A 16,754-nucleotide genomic window follows, 5' to 3' on the forward strand; every position below is an offset into this window, starting at 1 on the left:
GTTGCCGCCCCGCTGTCGCGCCGTAAACTATCAGGGACCCTGCCTGATAGATAGGGAGCGATGTGGCCGTCCTGGGCCGCGTCGATCTGGGAGGATGCCCGTCATGCCCGCATCACCGAGCACCGCCCGGGCCATCAACGACCGGCTCGCGCTGACCCTGCTCCAGCAGCAAGGCCCGCTCACGGCAGGGCAGTTGAAACAGCTGACCGGGCTGTCCCGGCCGACCGTCGCCGACCTCGTGGAACGGCTCACCGCGTCCGGCCTGATCACCGTGGTCGGCGAGTCCGGTGAACAGCGCCGGGGACCGAACGCCCGGCTGTACGGCATCGTCGCCGACCGCGCCTGTCTGGCCGCCGTCGACGTCCGCACCGAGAGCGTCTCGGTGCTGGTGTCCGACCTGGTGGGGCGGGTGCTGGCCGAAGGGTCGGTGCCGGTCGGGCCGGAGGCGGGAAGGGTGGCCGCGGGGGAGGCGGCGGCCGTCGAGCAGGCGGTGGAGCTGGTCGAGCGGACGGCCAAGGAGGCGGGTGCCGTCGGCGGCGGGCGGTTGCACACCGTCGGCATCGGGGCGCCCGGGCTCATCGACCCGGCGAGCGGCGAACTCCGCGACTCGGCGGGCCTGCCGGCCTGGCACCGCCGGCTGGTCGCCGCCCTCCAGGAGCGGTTCCCGCAGGCCCGGGTCGGCGTTGAGAACGAGACCAATCTGGCCGCCCTCGCCGAGCAGCAGGAGGGTGTCGCCCGCGACCGCGACACCTTCGTGCTGCTCTGGCTGGGGCACAGCTGCGGCGCCGCCGTCGTCCTGGACGGCAGCCTGCGCCGGGGCGCCTCCGGCGGCACGGGAGAGATCGGCTTCCTGCCGGTACCGGGCACCCGCTCACTGCCGTCGGCGACGGACTGCGCGGGCGGCTACCACTCGCTGGTGGGGGCGGCCGCGATCACCGAACTGGCCGCGGAACACGGGCTGGACCCGGCCGGGCCGGCGGACCCCGAGCCCGCGGCCGCGCGGTTGGTGGCGGAGGCGGTCCGGCTCAGGGAAGCGCCCCGAAGGGGCACGGGACCGTATTCGATGTGCGGCTACCGCCGCGTGGGCGCGACCAGCCACGACGGACCCGCGGGGGACCGCCGGCCCCACCCGGCGGACTCCACCGGCTTCCTCGACGCCCTGGCCGACCGCATCGCCGTAGGCGTGGCAGCCGTCGTAGCCATCCTGGACCCGGGGTGCGTGGTCCTCGGCGGCGAGATCGGCTCGGCCGGCGGCGCCGCGCTCGCCGCACGGGTCGAGGAGCGGCTGCGCGGGATGTCCCCGCTGGCCACGGAGGTACGGGCGAGTGCCCTCGGCGGCGGGGCGGTGCTGCGCGGAGCGTTGCTGACGGCACGGGAGCGCGCACAGGACGAACTGTTCGCGCCGCGGGACCGCTGACCAGACCGCTGGGTGGACGACCCGGCGACGGGCAAGGGCCGTCGTCACCGCCGCCGGGCTCGCACGAACGATAAATGGACTAGACCAGTAGGGTCAATAGCTGCGGATCAAGTCAAGTTGCCTGGTCCGAGGGCCCGTTGGGCGCCGGTCAGGCGCGTGATGGCCCGTCAGGGAAGTCCAGTGGCATGGTCTGTGAGGCAGCCCACACGGTTCCCCTGCATGGACCACCCCCGGGCGTGGCACACTGGCCGTGTACCAGAAGCAGCGCACTCCGGGGTCGGTGAAACTCCGAACCGGCGGTTACAGTCCGCGACCCGTCCGCTTCCAGCGGCCGGTTGACCAGGTGAAATTCCTGGACCGACGGTTAAAGTCCGGATGGGAGGCAGTGCGCGGCGGGCGAGCATGTACCTGTGCGCGCCGCCGTATCTGGTCTCGTCCGTGACGGGCGGGACCTTGTCGGCGTCGCTCCCGGTGTGCTCTTCCGTCCTTTCTGTCGTTCGTCGACAGGCCCCGGAGTCCGTGCCCCGTTGAGGCAGGAGGACCCGGGAAGTGTTCACCGGAATCGTCGAAGAGCTGGGTGAGATCACCGCCGTCGAGAACCTCGGCGACGCCTCCCGTTTCCGGCTCCGTGGCCCCGTAGTGACCGAGGGCGCACAGCACGGCGACTCCATCGCCGTGAACGGGGTCTGTCTGACCGTCGTGGAGCACGAGGGCGACGAGTTCACCGCGGACGTCATGCAGGAGACCCTCAAGCGTTCCTCCCTCGGCGCGCTGGACGTCGGCTCCCGCGTCAACCTGGAGCGCCCCACCGCCGTCGGCTCCCGGCTCGGCGGCCACATCGTGCAGGGCCATGTCGACGGCACCGGTCAGGTGCTGTCCCGGACCCCGTCCGAGAACTGGGAGATCGTCAAGGTCTCGCTCCCCGCCGACCTCGCCCGCTATGTCGTCGAGAAGGGCTCCATCACCGTCGACGGCATCAGCCTCACCGTGGTCGAGGCCGGTCCCGACTACTTCACCGTCAGCCTCATCCCGACCACCCTCGACCTGACCACGCTCGGCCGCAAGCAGCCCGGCGACCCGGTCAACCTCGAGGTCGACATCGTCGCCAAGTACGTGGAGCGGCTGCTCGCGAACACGCAGGGAGCAGGCCGGTGAACTGGCTGAACTCCGAGGCCTACGTCCTGTTCGGCCAGCACATCCTCTGGTCGGACATGATCGGCAACATCCTCGGCCTGATCGCGCTCGCCCTCGGCTGGCGCCGCGACCTGTGGAGCTGGCCGGTCCAGTTCGCCTCCGGCCTCATCCTCTTCGGCGCCTTCTACGGCCATCTCACCGGCAGCGCCGGCAAGCAGGCCGTCGTCATGGTCGTCGCGCTGTACGGCTGGTGGCAGTGGAACCGCAACAAGGGGAGGGTCGAAGACGGCGGGGACGGCCACATCGCCCCCCGGTTCGCCACCTGGCGCGAGCGCAGCGCCATGGTCGCCGCCGCGGCCGTCGGCACCGTCGCCGTCGCCCTGCTCTTCAAGGCCAACCCGTCCCTGTCCTGGGACCCCTGGCCGGACGCCTACATCTTCGTCGGCACCGTCGTCGCCATGTACGCCCAGGCCCGCGGCATGGTCGAGTTCTGGATCGCCTGGCTCCTGGTCGACCTGGTCGGCGTCCCCCTCAACTTCGCCAACGGCTACGCCTTCTCCGGCTTCGTCTACGTCATCTACGGCGCGCTCGTCCTGTGGGGCATGCGCGACTGGTGGCTGCGCTCCCGCCAGGGCACGCGGCCCGCTCTGGAAGGGGCACCCGCATGACTGCCCACCCGTCGCCCACCACCACCCCGAACGAGGCGCTTCGCGCCGTCCCTCTTGTCCCACCGATTCTCTACCGCACCGACGGCATCGAGGACCTCACCCTCGACCCGGTCGAGCAGGCCATCGCCGACATCGCGGCCGGCCGCCCGATCGTGGTCGTCGACGACGAGGACCGCGAGAACGAGGGCGACCTCGTCATCGCCGCCGAGAAGGCCACCCCCGAGATCATCGCCTTCATGATGAGCGAGTGCCGCGGCCTGATCTGCGCGCCCATGGAGGGCGCCGAACTCGACCGGCTCCAGCTGCCGCAGATGGTCGAGGACAACACCGAGTCCATGAAGACCGCGTTCACCGTCTCCGTGGACGCCTCCGCCGCGCACGGCGTCACCACCGGCATCTCCGCCGCCGACCGCGCCACCACGCTCCAACTGCTGGCGAGCGGCGGCGCCGAGCCGACGGACTTCGTCCGCCCGGGCCACGTCTTCCCGCTGCGCGCCCGGCCCGGCGGCGTCCTCACCCGCAACGGTCACACCGAGGCCGCCGTCGACCTGGCCCGGCTCGCGGGCCTGCGTCCGGCCGGCGCCATCGTGGAGATCGCCGGCGAGGACGGCAGGATGCTCCGCCTCCCCGAGCTGATCCCGTTCGCCCGCAAGCACGGCCTGACGATCATCTCCATCGCCGACCTGATCACCTACCGGCGCTCCGCCGAGCCCACCGTCCGTCGCGAGGCCGAGGTCAACCTGCCCACCAGGCACGGGACTTTCACGGCGTACGGCTACCGCTCCACCACCGACGGCATCGAGCACGTCGCCCTCGTCCACGGCGAGATCGGCGACGGCGAGGACGTCCTGGTCCGGGTCCACTCCGAGTGCCTCACCGGAGACGTCTTCGGCTCCGCCCGCTGCGACTGCGGCCCCCAGCTCGACGCCGCCCTGGAGCGCATCCAGGACGAGGGCCGGGGTGCCGTCGTCTACCTGCGCGGACACGAGGGGCGGGGCATCGGGCTGCTGTCCAAGCTGCGCGCGTACGAACTCCAGGAGCGCGGCCGGGACACCCTCGACGCCAACCTGGAACTCGGCCTGCCCGCCGACGCCCGCGACTACGCCGCCGGCGCCCAGATCCTCACCGACCTCGGCGTCCGTGGCGTCCGGCTGATGACCAACAACCCCGACAAGACCGACGCGCTGCTCAGCCATGGCCTCAAGGTCACCGGCCGGGAGCCGATGCCCGTACAGGCGGGCGAGCACAACCTCCGCTACCTGCGCACCAAGCGGGACCGGATGGGCCACGACCTGCCCTGGCTGGACACCCCTGCCGTGTCCGGCTGCGGCAACCAGTAAAGAAACAGCACTGAGGAGAGACGTGAGCGGCAAGGGTGCACCGGAGTTGTCCGTACGCAATGTCAGCGACCTGCGGGTCGCCGTCATCGCGGCCCAGTGGCACGAGAAGGTGATGGACGGACTGGTGGACGGCGCCCTGCGCGCCCTGCGCGACCTGGGGATCGACGAGCCGACCCTGCTGCGGGTCCCCGGCAGCTGGGAGCTCCCGGTCGCCGCCAAGGCCCTCGCCGGCCGCGGCTACGACGCGGTGGTCGCCCTCGGCGTCGTCATCCGCGGTGGCACCCCCCACTTCGAGTACGTGTGCCAGGGCGTCACCCAGGGGCTCACCCAGGTCTCCGTCGAGACCGGCGTCCCGGTCGGCTTCGGCCTGCTCACCTGCGACAACGAGGAGCAGGCCCTGGACCGGGCCGGCCTTGCGGGCTCCAACGAGGACAAGGGCCACGAGGCGGTGACGGCGGCGGTGGCGACGGCGGCCACCCTCCGCTCAGTATCTGAACCCTGGCACTGAGCGACGCGGCGTTTGGCGTAGTCTGGCGCTCACCATGTCCAACAAGACTTTCGAGGAGCTCTTCACCGAGCTCCAGCACAAGGCCGCCCACGGCGACCCCGCCACGTCCCGCACCGCCGAGCTGGTCGGGAAGGGGGTCCATGCCATCGGCAAGAAGGTCGTCGAAGAGGCCGCCGAGGTCTGGATGGCCGCCGAGTACGAGGGCAAGGAAGCGGCAGCCGAGGAGATCTCGCAGCTGCTCTACCACGTCCAGGTGATGATGGTCGCCCGCGGGATCTCGCTGGACGACGTCTACGCCCACCTGTAGAACCTTTTCCGACAAACCCCCCTTTTTTCGAGTAAAGGAAGCCGACCTCATGCTGCGCATCGCCGTCCCCAACAAGGGTTCCCTCTCAGGACCTGCGGCGGACATGCTGCATGAGGCCGGCTACCGGCAGCGCCGGGAGTCCAAGGAACTCCGCATCGTCGACCCGGTCAACGACGTCGAGTTCTTCTACCTGCGCCCCCGGGACATCGCGATCTACGTCTCCTCCGGCCGCCTCGACATCGGCATCACCGGCCGTGACCTGCTTGTCGACTCCGGCGCCCACGCCGAGGAGATCCTGCCGCTCGGCTTCGCCCGCTCCACCTTCCGCTTCGCCTCCAAGCCGGGCGCGGCCGACGGCCTGGCGGACCTGAAGGGCAAGACGGTCGCCACCTCCTACGAGGGCATCGTCGCCAAGTACCTCGCCGACAGCGGCGTCGACGCCTCCGTCGTCCACCTGGATGGCGCCGTCGAGACCGCCATCGAACTCGGTGTCGCCGAGGTCATCGCCGACGTCGTCGAGACCGGCACCTCGCTGCGCAACGCCGGCCTGGAGGTCTTCGGCGAGCCGATCATGACCTCCGAGGCGGTCGTGATCCGCCGGGCCGGCGCCGACATCGAGGAACCCAAGGTCCAGCAGTTCCTGCGCCGCCTCCAGGGCGTCCTGGTCGCCCGGACGTACGTGATGATGGACTACGACTGCCGGGTCGAGCAGCTGGAGAAGGCCGTCGCGCTGACCCCGGGCCTGGAGTCCCCGACCGTCTCCCCGCTGCACAACGAGGGCTGGGTCGCCGTCCGCGCCATGGTCCCCACCAAGGACGCGCAGCGGATCATGGACGATCTGTACGACATCGGCGCCCGCGCCATCCTGACCACGGCCATCCACGCCTGCCGCCTCTGAAACGCCCTCGAGAGATGTCCGAGCTTCCTTCCCTTCCCGTCACCTTCCGGCCGGGCCACACCCGCGTGATCCTGCTCACCGCCGGCGTCGCCATCTTCGCCACCATCTCCGGGGTCGCGCTGCTCCTCGAACAGCTCGGCCCGGGGGAGCAGCTCAGCTTCGTCGTCACCGGCGCGCTGATCTTCTGGGTGCTGGCCCAGCTGGCCCGGGTGAAGGTGGTCGCCGACGAGTCCGGGGTCACCGTCGTCAACATCGCCAGCAAGCGGCGTCTGGACTGGGCGGAGATCCTCCAGGTGAACCTCCGACCGGGTGACCCGTGGGTGTTCCTGAACCTCAGCGACGGCACCAGCCTGCCCGTGCTCGGCATCCAGCCGGGCATCGCCAAGCAGCGCGCCATCGCCGACGCCAAGGCGCTGCGGGCCCTCGCCGAGGCCCACGCGATCCACGACCCCGAGCAGCACCAGGGCTGAAATCACGCAACTTCGGGGCCACCTCCGGGTCGTCCACCCTGCCGTAGTGGGCCCTGTCTTGATTAATCTGTTGGCGGAGGCTTTTCACGTCCCGCCTCCACCCCTGTAGCGCGCCCGGCGCACAGGGGTTCCTGCTACCCGAGGAGTGACCCTCTCCGGCGATGGACGGATCGTCCTGTAGTACCTGCGCCGCCCCCTCCCGACATACCGCGGACCCCCGCTTCGGGGTCCGTGACGAATCGGAGGCGGCGGCATCATGACCACCCCCCTGCTGCTCCTGGCGGCCGCGCTCCTGCTCATCCTCGCCAACGGCTTCTTCGTGGCCGCCGAGTTCGGCCTGGTGACCGTGGAGCGACCCGAGGCCGAGAAGGCCGCCGCCGACGGCGACAAGCGCGCCGGTACGGTCGTCGAGTCGCTGAAGGAACTGTCCTTCCAGCTCTCCGGCACCCAGCTCGGCATCACCATCACCTCCCTGGTCGTCGGCATGCTCGCCGAACCGGCACTGGCCGAGCTGCTGCGCGGCCCGTTCACCGCGATCGGCCTCCCCGAGGGCGCCGTCTCCGGTATCTCGGTCGTCGTCGGCATGCTGCTCGCCTCGGCGATCCAGATGGTGATCGGCGAACTCGTGCCCAAGAACTGGGCGGTCTCCAAGCCGCTCCAGGTCGCGCGCTTCGTCGCCGGCCCGCAGGCCCGCTTCTCGCGCCTGTTCCGCCCGGTCATCGCCGCGCTGAACACGGTCGCCAACCGGCTGGTCCGCGCCCTCGGCGTCGAACCCACCGCGGAACTGGCCTCCGCCCGCACCCCGGGTGAGCTGGTCTCGCTGGCCCGGCACTCCGCCCAGGCGGGCGCGCTGGAGCAGGACACGGCCGACCTGTTCGTCCGCACCCTGTCCCTGGGCGAGCTGACCGCGCAGCACGTCATGACCCCCCGAGTGAAGGTCAGCGCACTCCAGGACTCGGCGACCGCCGAGGACGTGGTCAACCTCACCCGGGCCACCGGCCTGTCCCGTTTCCCGGTATACCGGGAGAAGATCGACGAGATCGTCGGCATGGCCCACCTCAAGGACGCCCTGGCGGTCTCGGTCCACGACCGGCTGCGCACCCCCGTCGGCCGTATCGCCCGCAAGGCGCTGCTCGTCCCCGAGACCCTCCCGGTCCAGCCGCTGCTCGCCCGGCTCCGCTCCGAGCAGCCCATCGCGGTAGTCGTCGACGAGTACGGCGGTACGGCCGGGGTGGTCACCCTGGAGGACATCGTCGAGGAACTCGTCGGCGAGGTCCGCGACGAGCACGACAGCCCGGACGCGCCGGAACTCGCGGCCGCCCCGCCGCAGGACGGCAAGCCCGCATGGGACGTCGACGGCAGTGTCCGCGTCGACATCCTCCAGCGGATAGGACTCGACGTTCCCGAGGGCCCCTACGAGACGGTCGCCGGCCTGGTCGCCGACCTTCTCGGCCGGATCCCGGCGCCCGGCGACCGGGCCGAGCTGCCCGGCTGGCGGCTGTCGGTCCGCAGGGTCGGCCACTACCGCGCCGAGCGGGTCCGCCTGGTCCGCACCGCCCCCGCCGTCGCGGAGGCCGTCCGATGAGCGTTCTCCAACTGGTCTTCGCTGCCCTGCTGGTGCTCACCAACGGTTTCTTCGTGGGCGCGGAGTTCGCCCTTGTCTCGGTCCGCCGCAGCCAGATCGAACCGCTGGGCACGGCCCGGGCACGCCAGGTCCTCTACGGCCTGGAACGGCTCCCGCAGATGATGGCCGCGGCCCAGTTCGGCATCACCGTCTGCTCGCTGACGCTGGGCGCGGTGGCCGAGCCGACCGTGGCACACCTGCTGGAGCCGGTGTTCGAGGCCGTGCACCTGCCCGAGGGCGTGATCCACCCGCTGGGCTATGTGATCGCGCTCGCCGGAGTCGTCTTCTTCCACCTGGTCATCGGCGAGATGGTGCCGAAGAACCTGGCGATGGCGGCGCCCGAGAAGGCGGCGCTGTGGCTGAGCCCCGGCCTGGTGGCGTTCGCGCGCGTGTGCCGGCCGATCACGGTCGCCCTGGGCGCCTGTGCCCAGGGCATCCTGAAGCTGTTCCGGGTGGAGCCGAAGGACGAGGTCGAGGCCGTCGTCACCAGCGAGCAGCTCAACCGGCTCCTTGAGGACTCCGGCCAGGCGGGCCTCCTCGACCCCGAGGAGCAGGAGCGGCTGGAGGACGCGCTGGAACTGGGCTCCCGCCCGGTGACCGACGTACTCCTGCGCCGCGAGTCCCTGATCACGGTCCCCCCGTCGGTCACCCCGGGCCAGATCGTGGAACTCACCGCCCGCACCGGGTACTCCCGCTTCCCGGTCGCCGCCGAGTCCGGTGCGTTCATGGGCTACGTGCACGTGAAGGACGTGCTCGACCTGGAGGACTCCGACCGTGCGGTGCCGCAGCAGATATGGCGCCCGATGACGACCCTGCGGGCCGAGCTGCCCCTCGACGACGCGCTCACGGTGATGCGCCGAGCGGCGACACACCTCGCACAGGTGGCCGACGCCCACGGCAGGGTCCTGGGGCTGGCGGCACTGGAGGACGTGCTGGAACTGCTGGTGGGCGAGGTGACGGACCCGGCACACCGGGCGGAACGGCCGACCAGGCCGCCCGAGCCCCGGGCCAGCGGAGAGCCGGAGGAAGTGGCGGTGGGCTGAACACCGCGGGGAACTGCGGGCCGGCTGTGGCCGGTCGCGCGGTTCCCCGCGCCCCTACGGGGCACGGCCCGCCCGCACCTACATACCGGCCGGATCCTGCGGTCCCCGCCCCGACAGCACCTCCCCGTACGCCTGCATCAGGTCCGGCAGCCGTAACGTGGCCAGGTCGTCCCGCGACAGCGCCCCGGGATACACCGACAACCGCAGGTCCCGGTACGCGCAGCTCTTCTCGTACAGCGTCCGCAGGAACCGTCCGTTGCCCAGCTCGTCGATCCACCCCTGGTCGACCACGTGGCCGGCGATCGACCGCAGCTCCTCCAGCGCCTCCTCGTCCCAGGCGTCACCGTTCTCCGTGGCCAGCACCTCGCCGATCGAGGTCAGCTCGAGGGGGCGGTAGGAGGGAAAGTCCACGCGGGTCGTGAAGCGGGAGGAGAGCCCGGGGTTGGCGGCCAGCAGCCGGTCCATGCCCTCCGGGTAGCCGGCCAGGATCACCACCAGGTGGTCGCGGTTGTCCTCGGCCCGCTTCAACAGCACCTGCAATGCCTCGTCGCCGTACGCGTCCCCCTTGCCGTAGCCGGAGTTGGACAGCGAGTACGCCTCGTCCACGAACAGCACCCCGCCGATCGCGGAGTCGATCAGCTCGTTCGCCTTCACGGCTGTCTGGCCGAGATACTCGCCCACCAGATCGGCCCGCTGCGCCTCCACGAGGTGGTCCCCGCCCAGCAGACCGAGTGCATAGAACACCCGTCCGAGAATCCGGGCGACCGTGGTCTTCCCGGTGCCCGACGGGCCGGAGAAGACGAAGTGGCGTTTCGGCGGCTGCACCGGCAGCCCCTGCCCGGCTCGCAACCGGGCCATGTTCAGCTGCGCCGACAGCGCCTTGACCTGCCGTTTCACAGGCTCGAGCCCGACCATGCGCTCCAGCTCGGCCAACGCCTCCTCGAGCAACGCGGGGTCGGTCGGCCCGGCCGGCAGCGGAGGCGAGGGTACGACCTTCTCGCGCACCGCCGGATCGACCACGGACGGCATCGCCCCGGCCGGCGGCTCGGACTCCCCGAACCGCAGATCGCGGCCCTCCGTACCGAAGAGCGGGTCGAGCAGGTCCGGCCCGTCCACGACGTCCTGCCCGGCGCCGGTGAGCGTGATCGCCGCGAGGTCGGCGCTGTCGTCGTACCCGTCGCCCTCGGCGATCGCGGCCAGCCGTGCCGAGGTGTCCATGAACGCGGGGTCGACCCGGTGCACGGCCCGGTACAGCGGAAGCGCGGCGGCGCTGCGCCCGGTGCCCTCGTGCGCCCGCGCCAGCCAGTAGCGCAGCTCCTTGCGCTGCGGCTGCTCGCTGCGGCAGCGCATCAGCGCCGCCGAGAGCAGCGGTTCGGCCTGGCCGTACATTTCGAGGCGGACCCGGGCCATGCCGCCGAAGAGCCCCGCCTCGATGCCGAGCATGGCGTCGTCGAGGAGCGGGTCGGTGTGCCGTACCAGCTGCTCCCAGTCCTTGACCAGGTAGGCCCGGCAGGCGTGCAGGAAGCGGACCTGGGGGTCGGCGTCCACGGGCGGCAGCCCGGCGAGGGCCCGGTCGAGTTCCGGGACGTGCCGGCCGTCCAGCCAGTGGGAAGCATGGGCAAGCAGGAGATCGCGCGGGTTCTCAAGGACCGGCTGCACCCACCAGCCCAGCCAGTACCAGGAGTTGAGCGCCCGGCGGTGCCGGGCGCGCTGTTCTCCGAAGCGGTCCCGGTGCCGGAACATTCTGAGCAGCGCGGTCGTCGTGTCGACGCGCAGCGCGTGCAGCCCGAGCCAGGCGTCGGCCATCCCGGGATCCATCCGTACCGCGGCGCGGAACTCCTCCTCCGCCTGCGGATAGGCGCCCATCGTGTAGGCGTCCACACCTCGCAGCCAGGCGAGGTCGGCCGGGGCCTCGGGGCCCTGCGTGCCGAAATCCATCACGTCCCCCACAAACCGTGCCCCCGTGGTTGGCCCCCGGGCTCCCCCCGATGGCCGCCGTTGGTCGAACCGCTGTGCCGCGGACCGGAGTTGCAGATGCGCGAAGCAGCCGTTCGAAGGTCGCACCGAGGGCATCGTACCTGCGGTTCCACCGCCCGCCGAAGGGTGCCGCACAGGCCGTTTGGCGAGGTGGGAGCAGATCGGGCGGACGCGGCTCGGTGACCGAGGGTGAGCAAGGAAGCGCACGCCGCGTGCACAAAAGGGGTAAAGGGCAGAACGAAGCCCCCGATCACGGGGGAACAACCGGGGGCTTCGCGACTGCGGGGCGGCTCCCAAGGGCCGCACATTCAGAACGTAAGTCCTGTACGGCCCTTGGGTCAAGCCGAGTTGAGGTACTGAGGCAACTTCTTACAGGCCCCTCTTCACAAGTTCAGCACACTGCCGACGGTCCCTCACGGTGAGTGACCGTCTGGTCCGGTCCAACGGTGTTCACGGGCCCCGGAAGCACCTCGTACCCCTTCTGTGACTGTGTCACCAGAAGGTCGGAGTACGGCCTTGAGGGGTCCTCGGCGAAGTGCGCGCGTTCCGACCGGACCCATTCGACCCAGAAGTCCCGCTGTTCCGTGCCGTCCCGCAGTCTGCCCCGGGTCCAGGACTCGTCCGGTGGCACCTCCATCCACAGCAGCCGCGCCAGGAACGGGCGCAACGCCCGCCGGCCGGCGCCGACGCCCTCGACGAGGATCACCGGGGCCGGCGGCAGCGGGCGGGGCGGGCCGAAGGTGCGGGCGCGCCAGTCGTAGGGCGCGTAGTGAGCGGTCTCGCCGCGGCCGAGCGGCTCGATCACCTGGGTCAGCAGCCGGCCGGTCCAGGCGAACAGCTCCTCGTGGCTGGCGATGTCGTCGAGGTGGAGCACCGGCGCCCCGCCCAGCGCGGTGGCCAACCGCCCGGCGAAGGTGGTCTTTCCGGAGCCGGCGTGCCCGTCGACGCCGACGAGACGGACCGGGCCGCAGGAGGGCGGCAGGCCCTGGAGCGTGGCAGCGAGACGGTGAATGACGATTCCCGAGGTGTGCTGAGGTGTGGTGTGGTGTCGCGTGGTGTGGGGTGTTTTCCGGAAACATTCTAGTAGTGCGGCGCATAGCGGGCGTTCACCGCCCCGGAAAAGTAGCGGCTTGAACTAATTTCGAGCCGTTCTCCAGTGGCCCGCCAATATTTCCGACCCACTGACCGATATGTCGAAATCGGAAGTTCCCGGTGCGCCCGCCGCTGAGTAGGGTGCTTTCTGCGCGACTGCGACGCGTCGAACGGAGATGGACAGGGGAAGATGGCCGCGGAGTTATTCGAAGGGCAGTACGTATGGCATCCGGCGGCCGATGACCGCTTGCTCGCGAGCGTGTGCGTGGATGTGCGCGCCGGGAGATATCGCAGCGCCCGCGAGGCCCTGGCCGAGACGCGCACCGACTTCGCCCTACGCGCCCACCGCTCCCTGGTCCTGGCCTCCGAGGCGGCCGGTACCGATCTGGTGGAGCGCTGGCTGGCCGAGGAGCCGAGCCCGGAATCCGCGCTGATGTGGGCCCGGGTGGCCGTGCAGCGGGCGATCCGGGCGGCCGACGCCCGCGACGAGCGCGCCGAGGCGCTGGAGCGGATCGCCCTCGCCGCCTGCGACCGGGCCTCCGTCACCGACCCCGCCGACCCCACCCCCTGGGCCGCCAAGCTGGCCATGGCCCGGCTGCACCGCCCGCACGACCGGGCCCCCGGCGGCCTGCTGACCTCGCCGCCCGGCCCCTGGCGGCTGTTCGCGCACACCCTCGCCCTCGACCCCTGGCACCGTGAGGCCCACCACCGCTTCCTGTCCTTCTTCTTCACCCGCTACGGCGGCTTGGTCAACGCCGCCTGGGACGTCGCCGCCTTCCTCGCCCAGCGGGCCCCCGCGGACTCGGCGATACGGCTGTTGCCCCTGGTCGCGCTGGTGGAGAGCCACAACCCCACCCAACTGCTCGCCGAGCGGGTCTGGGAGCAGCCGCAGTGGCGCGCCACCGCGCTGTCGATCTACCGCAACTGGCTGCCCACGGTGGCCGGATACCGCTTCACCCCGGTGCTCGACCTGGCCTACCTCGCGCACGCGCTGGTCATGGCCCAGCGTGAGTTCGAGGCCAGGGCGGTCTTCACGGCCATGGGGCGGTACGCCTCACGGATGCCCTGGAGCGTCTTCGGCGAGCCCGTCGAGCAGCTCTCCCGGGCCCGCCGCGCCTGCGGCCTGCCCGTCCCCTCGTAGAGAGACCCTCACAGAGAGAAAGGCCGGTAAGTGTCAGAACGCACAGCGGACCCCGTCATCCGCGACGACGACGATGCGACCCTGCACGCGATGGGTTATCCACGGAAACTCACCCGCCGATTCCAGGCGTTCGACAATTTCGCGATATCCTTCACCATCATCAATATCCTCTCGGGTATTTTCTCGTCCTTCGGATTCGGTATGAACGCGGGCGGCCCCCGCATTCTCGTGTTCGGCTGGATCGGCGTCTGTGTGATGGTACTGTGCATCGGCGCCGCCATGGCGGAAGTCGCCTCCGCCTATCCGACGAGCGGCGCGCTGTATTTCTCCGCGGGCAAGCTCGCGAAGCGGCACAAGGGTGCCTGGTCCTGGTACACGGGCTGGCTGAACTTCGTGGGCCAGATCGGCGGCACGGCGGCCACCGGATACGCGGCCGCCACCTTCATCCAGGCCTTCGTCGCCCTGCAGTGGCCCTCGTACACCCCGACCGCCCACCAGACGGTCCTGATCACGGCCCTGATCATCGTGGTCCAGGGGCTCGCCAACACCTACACCGTGCAGCTCGTCGCCCTGCTGAACCGGATTTCCGTGTGGTGGCTGCTGATCGGACTCGTGGTGATCGTGAGCACACTGATCGTGATGCCGGCCCACCACCAGTCGGCGTCCTTCGTGACGCATTTCGTGAACAACACCGGCTTCACCAACGGCCTTTACGGCGGCATGCTCGGCCTGCTGGTCACCAGTTGGACCTTCACCGGCTTCGACGGCAGCTTCCACATGTCCGAGGAAACGGTCCGGGCGACCGTGAACGCCCCCAGGGGGATCATCCGCTCGATCGGCTATTCGGCGATCACGGGCCTCGTCCTGATGCTCGCGCTGGTGTACAGCATCGGCGACTACGACAAGGTGGCGAGCTCTTCCGCGCCGCCTGTCCAGATTCTCATCGACGGACTCGGCATGGGCTGGGCCAAGGCGATGCTGCTCGTCGTCATCGGCGCCATGCTCTTCTGCGGCCTCGCCAACCTCACCAGCAACACCCGGCAGATCTTCGCCTTCTCCCGTGACGGCGCCATGCCCGGCTCCCGCCTGTGGCACTCGGTCTCGCCGCGCACCCGTACCCCCGTCAAGGCCGTCTGGCTGGCGGTGGCCTGTTCCCTCGCCCTGGTCGTGCCGGGCTGGTGGTCGCACACGGCGTTCACCGCGATCGTCAGCGTCAACGTGGTCGGACTGTTCCTCGCCTACGCCGTGCCGGTGTTCCTGCGGCTGCGCCTCGGTGACGAGTTCCAGCCGGGGCCGTGGAACCTGGGCCGCTGGAGCAGGCCGGTCGGCTGGCTGGCGGTGATCTGGATCCTGCTGAGCAGCGTCCTGTTCATGCTGCCGCAGGCCTCACCGATCACCGTCGACACCTTCAACTACGCGCCGATCGCGCTGGCCGTCGTCCTGGTCGTGGCCACGGTCTGGTGGTTCGCCACCGCCCGCCGCCGTTTCCAGGGCCCGGTCAGCTACGGCCGCCCCGACGAGGTCGCCGCGATGGACCTCATCTGACGGCGGTGAAGGAGGCCCCGGCGAAGGGCGCCGGGGCCCTTTCAGTGGACAAGACCAATATTGGTGGGCGTGCCATGGGCGGAAGTGCTGGCAGGGGCATGCGGCCTGCTCCATAGTTGGCGCACAGTCTCGTACCGGACCAGCAGCTCCGTGCCCACCTGGGGGTCGTCCACCCATGAGCAGAGCCGAACAGCCGTCCCGCAGAACAGTTCTGGCCGCCGCCTGCGTCGCGGCCGCCGCCGTGGCCCAGGCAGTGGTCCCGGCGGTCCCCGCGGCCGCGGCGCCGGAGACCGACACCGAGGACACCGGCCGGGCCCAGACCCGTCCCGTCGACTACTGCTCGTGGACCACCCACGGCGACTGGGAGACCGGCACCGCCGAGGGCGTCGTTGCGGTCGCCGGGAACCGCCCCGGCGTGGTGATCGGCACCCCGGCCGGCACCACCTCCTACACCGACCCCCACACCGGCACCACCGCCCGCTGGGAGTACGGCACCTGGACCGGCCCGGTGCACCGGCTCACCGTGCCCGCCACCGAGACCATCGCCTCCTGGAACGCGGACACCCCGGCCGGTACCTGGATCCAGGTCGAACTGCACGGCACCTACTCCGACGGCACCGCGACCCCCTGGTACGTGATGGGCCGCTGGGCGGCCGGCGACCAGGACATCAGGCGGACCTCGGTGGACGGCCAGACCGACGGCAAGAGCAGTATCTGGACGGACACCTTCGCCATCGACGACGCCACCACCGGCCTGCGTCTCACCTCGTACCAACTGCGCCTGACCCTCTACCGCAAGCCCGGCACCAAACTCACCCCGACCGTCTGGCGGATCGGCGCCATGGGCTCGGACGTCCCGGACCGCTTCACCGTCCCGGCCTCCACCCCGGGCCTGGCCCGGGAGCTGAAGGTCCCGCGCTACTCGCAGGAGATCCACAAGGGCCAGTACCCCGAGTACGACAACGGCGGCGAGGCCTGGTGCAGCCCGACCTCCTCGCAGATGATCGTCGAGTACTGGGGCGGCCGGCCCACCCCCGCGCAACTGGCCTGGGTCGACCCGTCGTACACCGATCCCCAGGTCTGCCTCGCGGCCCGCTCCACCTACGACTACCAGTACGCGGGCTGCGGCAACTGGCCGTTCAACGCCGCCTACGCGGCCACCTACAAGGATCTCCAGGGCGTGATAACGCGACTCGGCTCGCTCACCGACCTGGAGACGCTGATCGCGGCCGGCATCCCGGCCATAACGTCCCAGTCGTTCCTGGAGAGCGAGCTGACGGGCGCCGGTTACGGCACCTCGGGGCACCTCATGACGGTGATCGGCTTCACCGCGGACGGCGATGTGATCGCCAACGACCCGTTCTCGGCCGACGACGACGCGGTCCGCCGGGTCTATCCACGGCGGGAGTTCGAGAACATCTGGCTGCGCACCAAGCGGTACAACGCCAGTGGCAAGGTCGCCTCCGGCACCGGAGGCGTCTGCTACCTGTACTTTCCCGCCTGCCCGACCGCGAGCCAGCGCAAGGCGCTCGCGGCGGTGGGCGTGCGCTGACCGGGTGCGACGGCGGCCCCCGTACGGACCGGGGGCCG

General features: G+C 70.7%; 15 protein-coding genes and 1 riboswitch. Of the genes, 13 read left to right on the plus strand and 2 right to left on the minus strand.

Annotated elements, in window-relative coordinates; translation table 11 throughout:
- The first annotated feature begins 103 nt into the window (after positions 1–103).
- From AB0D59_RS16805 to AB0D59_RS16850, 10 genes are all read left to right on the plus strand, one after another.
- On the plus strand, positions 104–1,417 hold the full coding sequence (locus tag AB0D59_RS16805; RefSeq protein ID WP_362565419.1) for an ROK family transcriptional regulator: 1,314 nt from the start codon (positions 104–106) through the stop codon (positions 1,415–1,417).
- Positions 1,418–1,679: 262 nt separating this feature from the next.
- Positions 1,680–1,810: riboswitch (FMN riboswitch) on the plus strand.
- A 156-nt stretch (positions 1,811–1,966) separates the two neighbouring features.
- Positions 1,967–2,572: a riboflavin synthase gene (locus AB0D59_RS16810; protein ID WP_351707034.1), complete on the plus strand. Its 606-nt coding sequence runs from the start codon at positions 1,967–1,969 to the stop codon at positions 2,570–2,572.
- Positions 2,569–3,219, plus strand: a complete 651-nt coding sequence (pnuC, locus tag AB0D59_RS16815; RefSeq protein ID WP_362565421.1) for a nicotinamide riboside transporter PnuC — start codon at positions 2,569–2,571, stop codon at positions 3,217–3,219. Before AB0D59_RS16810 ends, pnuC begins: the two co-directional genes overlap by 4 nt.
- On the plus strand, positions 3,216–4,559 hold the full coding sequence (locus AB0D59_RS16820) for a bifunctional 3,4-dihydroxy-2-butanone-4-phosphate synthase/GTP cyclohydrolase II (RefSeq protein ID WP_362565423.1): 1,344 nt from the start codon (positions 3,216–3,218) through the stop codon (positions 4,557–4,559). Before pnuC ends, AB0D59_RS16820 begins: the two co-directional genes overlap by 4 nt.
- Before the next feature lie 22 nt (positions 4,560–4,581).
- Entirely contained in the window at positions 4,582–5,067 is a 486-nt protein-coding gene (gene ribH / locus AB0D59_RS16825; protein WP_362565425.1) for a 6,7-dimethyl-8-ribityllumazine synthase, read from the plus strand.
- A gap of 34 nt (positions 5,068–5,101) precedes the next feature.
- A complete protein-coding gene (locus AB0D59_RS16830) occupies positions 5,102–5,374 on the plus strand; it encodes a phosphoribosyl-ATP diphosphatase (protein WP_030946750.1) in 273 nt (90 codons plus the stop codon).
- 49 nt (positions 5,375–5,423) lie between these two features.
- Positions 5,424–6,272: an ATP phosphoribosyltransferase gene (gene hisG / locus AB0D59_RS16835; RefSeq protein WP_362565427.1), complete on the plus strand. Its 849-nt coding sequence runs from the start codon at positions 5,424–5,426 to the stop codon at positions 6,270–6,272.
- Between the two features lie 14 nt (positions 6,273–6,286).
- Positions 6,287–6,742 (plus strand): PH domain-containing protein, encoded by a 456-nt coding sequence (locus AB0D59_RS16840; RefSeq protein WP_362565429.1) that lies wholly within the window; start codon positions 6,287–6,289, stop codon positions 6,740–6,742.
- Between the two features lie 256 nt (positions 6,743–6,998).
- Positions 6,999–8,327 (plus strand): hemolysin family protein, encoded by a 1,329-nt coding sequence (locus AB0D59_RS16845; protein ID WP_362565431.1) that lies wholly within the window; start codon positions 6,999–7,001, stop codon positions 8,325–8,327.
- Entirely contained in the window at positions 8,324–9,409 is a 1,086-nt protein-coding gene (locus AB0D59_RS16850) for a hemolysin family protein (protein ID WP_362565433.1), read from the plus strand. The genes AB0D59_RS16845 and AB0D59_RS16850 overlap by 4 nt, the downstream gene beginning before the upstream one ends.
- Before the next feature lie 78 nt (positions 9,410–9,487).
- On the opposite strand, the gene AB0D59_RS16855 is transcribed toward AB0D59_RS16850, so the two are convergent.
- Entirely contained in the window at positions 9,488–11,347 is a 1,860-nt protein-coding gene (locus tag AB0D59_RS16855; protein ID WP_362565435.1) for an AAA family ATPase, read from the minus strand.
- Between the two features lie 430 nt (positions 11,348–11,777).
- A complete protein-coding gene (locus tag AB0D59_RS16860) occupies positions 11,778–12,398 on the minus strand; it encodes a hypothetical protein (protein WP_362565554.1) in 621 nt (206 codons plus the stop codon).
- A gap of 270 nt (positions 12,399–12,668) precedes the next feature.
- Between AB0D59_RS16860 and AB0D59_RS16865 the strand changes: the two genes are divergently transcribed.
- From AB0D59_RS16865 to AB0D59_RS16875, 3 genes are all read left to right on the plus strand, one after another.
- On the plus strand, positions 12,669–13,619 hold the full coding sequence (locus AB0D59_RS16865; RefSeq protein WP_362565437.1) for a hypothetical protein: 951 nt from the start codon (positions 12,669–12,671) through the stop codon (positions 13,617–13,619).
- A gap of 90 nt (positions 13,620–13,709) precedes the next feature.
- Positions 13,710–15,164, plus strand: a complete 1,455-nt coding sequence (locus AB0D59_RS16870) for an amino acid permease (protein ID WP_362565556.1) — start codon at positions 13,710–13,712, stop codon at positions 15,162–15,164.
- Positions 15,165–15,339: 175 nt separating this feature from the next.
- Positions 15,340–16,716: a peptidase C39 family protein gene (locus AB0D59_RS16875; RefSeq protein WP_362565439.1), complete on the plus strand. Its 1,377-nt coding sequence runs from the start codon at positions 15,340–15,342 to the stop codon at positions 16,714–16,716.
- Positions 16,717–16,754 lie beyond the last annotated feature (38 nt).

Origin of the sequence: Streptomyces sp. NPDC048417 (genome assembly GCF_040651615.1) — a bacterium.
Taxonomy (GTDB): Bacteria; Actinomycetota; Actinomycetes; order Streptomycetales; family Streptomycetaceae; genus Streptomyces.

Coding starts and splice junctions, on each gene's coding strand:
- AB0D59_RS16805 (WP_362565419.1), top strand. CDS start 104: ATGCCCGCATCACCGAGCACCGCCCGGGCCATCAACGACCGGCTCGCG.
- AB0D59_RS16820 (WP_362565423.1), top strand. CDS start 3,216: ATGACTGCCCACCCGTCGCCCACCACCACCCCGAACGAGGCGCTTCGC.
- AB0D59_RS16830 (WP_030946750.1), top strand. CDS start 5,102: ATGTCCAACAAGACTTTCGAGGAGCTCTTCACCGAGCTCCAGCACAAG.
- hisG (WP_362565427.1), top strand. CDS start 5,424: ATGCTGCGCATCGCCGTCCCCAACAAGGGTTCCCTCTCAGGACCTGCG.
- AB0D59_RS16840 (WP_362565429.1), top strand. CDS start 6,287: ATGTCCGAGCTTCCTTCCCTTCCCGTCACCTTCCGGCCGGGCCACACC.
- AB0D59_RS16845 (WP_362565431.1), top strand. CDS start 6,999: ATGACCACCCCCCTGCTGCTCCTGGCGGCCGCGCTCCTGCTCATCCTC.
- AB0D59_RS16850 (WP_362565433.1), top strand. CDS start 8,324: ATGAGCGTTCTCCAACTGGTCTTCGCTGCCCTGCTGGTGCTCACCAAC.
- AB0D59_RS16855 (WP_362565435.1), bottom strand. CDS start 11,347: ATGGATTTCGGCACGCAGGGCCCCGAGGCCCCGGCCGACCTCGCCTGG.
- AB0D59_RS16865 (WP_362565437.1), top strand. CDS start 12,669: ATGGCCGCGGAGTTATTCGAAGGGCAGTACGTATGGCATCCGGCGGCC.
- AB0D59_RS16870 (WP_362565556.1), top strand. CDS start 13,710: ATGGGTTATCCACGGAAACTCACCCGCCGATTCCAGGCGTTCGACAAT.
- AB0D59_RS16875 (WP_362565439.1), top strand. CDS start 15,340: ATGAGCAGAGCCGAACAGCCGTCCCGCAGAACAGTTCTGGCCGCCGCC.